Consider the following 4,618-nt stretch of genomic DNA (forward strand, 5'->3'; position numbering starts at 1 on the left):
CCCCCGAAGAGGCCGACAGCCTCGCCGCTCAACTAGCCGGCCTCGGCCATCCCCTCCCCGGCGTCAACGCGGACCACGACACCGCCAGCTTCTTCGCAGAGGCTTGGCAGCGGCGCACGGGCGCGATACCGACGCTGCACGAGCGGGAGCGCCTGTACCGCTTGGGCACGCTCACGCCACCAGAACCGTTCCCTGAGGGCCGGGGGCGAGTCGCGGGCGAGCAGGACCGCGAGCAACTCATGCTTTGGCACCGCGAGTTCGTCACCGACATCGGAGGAGCCCCCTCTGCGGACAACAGCTCGTGGGCGGACACGCGCATCGCCGACGAACGCGTCACGCTCTGGGAAACCCCGGACGGCACCCCCGTCTCCATGGCGGGCAGGACGCCCATGGTCGCGGGCCAGATCCGGGTGGCCCCCGTCTATACCCCGGCACACCTGCGCGGTCGCGGTTACGCCGGCGCCGCGACAGTCGAGGTGAGCCGGGCCGCTCTAGCCGCAGGCGCGGCGGAGGTCCTGCTGTTTGCGGACCTGGCCAACCCCACCAGCAACGGCCTCTATCAGCGGATTGGGTACCGCCCGATTACTGACTTCGCGCTGTACGACTTCTAGCATGCCGCGCCAGAGATCCGGCGAAGAACTCCGGAGCGCCCCGTGGCGGGCACCACAGCGAACACATCTCTCAGCAGGGGACTTCTCCGCCGAACCGCGCTGGACTTCTTCGACGAACTAGCGGCGCAGGACACTAGATCCGCGACTTGCGCAGCGAATGCCACGCAGCTCCCGACAGGGCCAGCGTCGACCGAGGAGCCGAGAGTCGTTCGTGATCGCGGTAGAGCTTCCAGTTGTAGGGAATGAGCGCAAGCTCGGTCGGGCCGCCCTGCACGCAGCCGTCATGTACCCAGGGCTTCGGCATAGGCGGTAGGGGGACGGAGTCACCAATATCGCCGCTGGCCTCCGCCCCGACGATCGAAACCCGAGCCGACCCCTTCAGCTCCCCGGGCTCACATGATCACGAAACAGACGTCAGCGGACTTCGCCGAAGCCCTGCGCGCTGACCTGCGGCGACTAACTTGATTGGCAAGGGTGTTGGTGAGGCCGTCCCAGGGCGAGGAACTGGTGCGCGCCGCGCAGCCTGGTGCGCAACTTGCGCTGTGTCGAGCGGCTGTCCAGGCGGATGTCGAGGGGCCCGGGCAGGGGGCTGTCGGCCCGTAGGCCGGTGGGCAGTCGCGATGCGTCGAGTCCGTCGCGTCGGGCGATGAGCACGCCCAGCTCGTGCCGGCTGAGAGCCTGGTTCCCGCCGAGGTGGTGGACGCCGGTCGTGTCGCCCGACGCGAGTTCGAGGAGCGCTGCGGCCAGATCGCTCGCGTGGACCGGGCATCGGAAGTCGTCTGTGAAGAGGACGCCATCGCGGGTGCCGGTGGCCAGTGCGTGGACGGTGCGTTCGTGCTCGGACTGGCCGTCGCCGATGATCAGCGAGGTGCGGGCCACGACGGCGTCCGGATGAAGCAGCAGCACCGTTTCCGCGGCGGCCTTCGCCGCTCCGTACGGGGTGATGGGGTCGGGCCTGCAGTGTTCGTCGTAGGGAACGTGGCTCTTGCCGGAGAAGACGGCGTCGGTGGAGACCTGGATCATTCTGCTTCCGGCCTTCGCTGCGGCGATCGCGAGGCGGACGGGTCCCTCGGCTGTGACTGCCCAGTCGGCCCCGCCGCTCGACGCATTGACGATGACGCGAGGGTTCACCTCGGCCACGACCGCTTCCACGCTCCCGGGATCCCGCAGGTCGAGACTGCGCCAGGTAATCCCCGGAGCACTGCCGGGCCTGGTCGTATAGGTCGCGGCTGTCGGGCGCCCCGCCAATACAGCTTGCCGGACCAGCTCGGTGCCCAGGAACCCGGACCCACCTACGATCAGCAGTGTCATGAGGCGACACCCTAGATCGGTCAGGGCCCGGTGATGGCGAGAATGTGGGCAGAGGCATCGGTGAGGGCCGCGTGCGGTTCCGCGATGCGGGCCGCGGCGAGGGCCGCTTCGTACATGTCCGTGCCCATGAGGTTGGCGCTGGTGTACTTCTCGATGGCCTTGACCGCCACCCAGCCGGGTCCTTCGATTCCGTAGAGGCTGGGGTCGGTAAGACCGGCCTCCGTGACCTCCGCGCGCAGCTCGGTGGAGGTCTGGAAGTAGGCGACGGTGAAGCCGCGCTGTCCGGCGTAGCGGCCCCGGGCCAGGGTGTCACGGACCCCGTCCTGGATCGCGGACTCGGTGATACCGGTGGTCGCGATGTAGTCGAGGAGGGGCGAATAGCGGGAGATCGCCGCCGCGGCGATGAGCCCGCCAGGCCGGGCCACGCGGGCCGCCTCCGTCAGCGCGGAGATCCGGTCGGTCTTGTCGTGGAGGTGGTAGAGCGGGCCGAGAAGCAGAACGACGTCGTACGTCCTGTCCGCGGCGGTGAGGCAGCGGGCGTCGCCCAGCTCGGCCGTCACGCCGTCGATGGCGGCTGCCTGGGTGACGTGCTTGGGGACGGGGTCCACGACGTGCACCGTGTAGCCGTCGTCGGCCAACCATCGGGCGTGCGTTCCGGGACCACCGCCGACATCGAGCACGCGGGCCGGTGCCGGTGGGAGGTGGCGGCGCAGTAACTCGCGGGTGCGCGCGAACTCCAGGGTGCCTGTGGCGGTGGTCTGCAGCCGTGCGGCTTCGTCGGACCGGCTGTAGAAGTCGATGATCTCCGGGCGCACGGCGGGGTTGCTTGTCATCGGACCGTCCTTGTCAGGAGGGGCTGTCGGTGTCCGGCAGAGTAGGGGAGACCAGGAAGTGATCACTTTGATTTTCGGAGCCCTGTGACGGTCCGGCCCCCACCGCCGCTGCCACAGTGCCAGGGGGTGCCTGCGGAGGGTGTGGGGTGGGTGGCGGCCGAAGTCACCGCGAGACGGTCAGGCGGCGGGCTGCCGGCCCTGGTGGTCGAGGTGGCAGCGGGCGGTCAGGCGTCAGGGTTGACTTCGGGGTGTGTGAACCGCACGGGCTTGCCCAGCGACCGGGCGTAGGCGATTTCGGCTCGGGTGCTGTCTCCGATGTAGTCGCCGACTACGAGCACCTCATCAGCGAGCCGGATCTTCGCCCGGTGCAGATCGTCGAGCCGAACCTTCAGCGCCTCGGCCTCGCCAGGATCGGACCAAAGTTCGTGCGGCGACTTCATGTCAAAGCCCGGTTTGACGACAATCTTTCCGGCTTTGGTCTCCCGCAGATCGACCTCGTTCATCTCGGTCATGAAGCGGGTGGAGCCGCAGATCACGACGATACGCGGGAGGCTCAACAGCTTCTTCGCGTCGGCGAGCTTCTCCTCGGGGGTGAGCAGTTGCGGGTATGACACTGGTTCCTCCTGGTGGTGTGGTCCAAGGGCGACTCCGACTTCAGGGGAGCCTGTTCAGATCCTGCAGGCACCCCTCGTCGCCATCATGTCTCTGAGCCCTCCACGGGAGCCGGCCATATGCCGTCGATGAGCCAGGGTCGGACAACCGGCTCCAGGCCGCGGGAGAACTGGTCCCCGCCGCCACCTGCCATCCACTGCGCCCACTGGCGCGTCGCGCCCGCAGCCCAGTCCGCCACCTGGAGCTGCGGGTGGTCCTTGCTGTCCGCGAACTCGATGCCGCCCATGAAGGGGTTCATGAACTCGCCCGGCCGCGCGGGATCGGGGAGGAAGTGCACGGTGTGCAGGCGGGTGGTGTTGCGGTCGACTACTTTCGATGCGTCGTGCACCAGGCGGAACTTGCCCAGGGTCTGACCGAACGTGGTGGCGAGGCAGTACAAGCTTGGGATAGCCGGATCCAGCTCGTCCCGATGCCCCTGGGATGCGATCTCCGCTGCGGTCTCGTCAGCGACGGGCCGGCCGTATTCCAGGACCTCCACGTACTCGGCGAACTGCTGGCTTTGCACGGAGGTCTTGAGGGCGGCTATGGCCGCGTACAGCTCGTCGGTGGTGGCCTTCTGCCGGACCCAGTTCACGAACGCCTGGAGCATCCGGTCGTAGGCGTCCGCATCCCCCATGACCGGGCCGGCCAGGTGCAGCATGTTCGCCAGGGCGAGGGTTTCCTTCCCTCGTACAGGTTGTAGCCGTCCCGGTGCGCCATGGGTTCCACGATGACGTCGACCATCTTGGTCATCACCATGAATCGCTTGTGGACCAGGTACGTCCGCACGCTCCCCTCGGGCAGGCGCGCGAAGGCGTTCATCAGCGCCTTCCGTCCGCCGCTGGAACCCGCCAACGACGTGTACTTCGGCTCGCGCAGATTGCGCGGGAGCTGCCCACGGACCTCGTCGACGATGGAGGCGGCGAGGTAGTCAGGGAGGTGAATCCCGGCCACCGTGAAGACAGGTTGGTGCGGGTCGAGGAGGTTCTGGCCCGAGTTGGCGGACTCGTCGACGTAAACGACGGGGCGCTCCATGGGTGAAGTGGACATGTATGGAGGATGCCCGCCAGCGTCGGGGCGGGCCAGCAGGTCAGCGCGGGGCGGACGACTGGATTCGCTGTCCAAGGACAGCAGTTGTCCGTTGACAGCCAACCCAGTCCAGTCGAAAGGCCCTGACCTGCGACGACTGGATTGACTGTCAACGGCCCACAG

General features: G+C 68.0%; 6 protein-coding genes and 1 pseudogene. 1 reads left to right on the forward strand and 6 read right to left on the reverse strand.

The annotated features are described in order from the left end of the window. A partial coding sequence (locus O3Q52_RS49170; protein WP_269654939.1) for a GNAT family N-acetyltransferase occupies window positions 1-611 on the forward strand: 611 nt, incomplete at its 5' end. Window positions 612-744: 133 nt separating this feature from the next. Here the strand turns inward: O3Q52_RS49170 and O3Q52_RS49175 are convergent. The 6 genes and pseudogenes from O3Q52_RS49175 to O3Q52_RS49200 form a co-directional block, all read right to left on the reverse strand. Further along, window positions 745-867: pseudogene (locus O3Q52_RS49175) on the reverse strand (glycosyltransferase family 2 protein); the annotation flags it as partial. Window positions 868-1,067: 200 nt separating this feature from the next. Next, window positions 1,068-1,922 carry a sugar nucleotide-binding protein gene (locus O3Q52_RS49180; RefSeq protein WP_269654940.1) on the reverse strand — a complete coding sequence of 285 codons (855 nt, stop codon included), beginning with the start codon at window positions 1,920-1,922 and terminating at the stop codon, window positions 1,068-1,070. 20 nt (window positions 1,923-1,942) lie between these two features. Then, a complete protein-coding gene (locus tag O3Q52_RS49185; RefSeq protein WP_269654941.1) occupies window positions 1,943-2,755 on the reverse strand; it encodes a bifunctional 2-polyprenyl-6-hydroxyphenol methylase/3-demethylubiquinol 3-O-methyltransferase UbiG in 813 nt (270 codons plus the stop codon). 224 nt (window positions 2,756-2,979) lie between these two features. Further along, window positions 2,980-3,369 (reverse strand): hypothetical protein, encoded by a 390-nt coding sequence (locus tag O3Q52_RS49190; protein WP_269654942.1) that lies wholly within the window; start codon window positions 3,367-3,369, stop codon window positions 2,980-2,982. 83 nt (window positions 3,370-3,452) lie between these two features. Beyond that, the gene (locus O3Q52_RS49195; protein ID WP_269654943.1) at window positions 3,453-4,067 is read right to left on the reverse strand and encodes a DUF3800 domain-containing protein; all 615 of its coding nucleotides are present in this window, start codon (window positions 4,065-4,067) and stop codon (window positions 3,453-3,455) included. Further along, a complete protein-coding gene (locus tag O3Q52_RS49200) occupies window positions 3,998-4,456 on the reverse strand; it encodes a DUF3800 domain-containing protein (protein WP_269654944.1) in 459 nt (152 codons plus the stop codon). The genes O3Q52_RS49195 and O3Q52_RS49200 overlap by 70 nt, the downstream gene beginning before the upstream one ends. Window positions 4,457-4,618 lie beyond the last annotated feature (162 nt).

The sequence above is a fragment of the Streptomyces sp. ActVer genome, assembly GCF_027270795.1.
GTDB classification, from domain to species: Bacteria; Actinomycetota; Actinomycetes; order Streptomycetales; family Streptomycetaceae; genus Streptomyces; species Streptomyces umbrinus_A.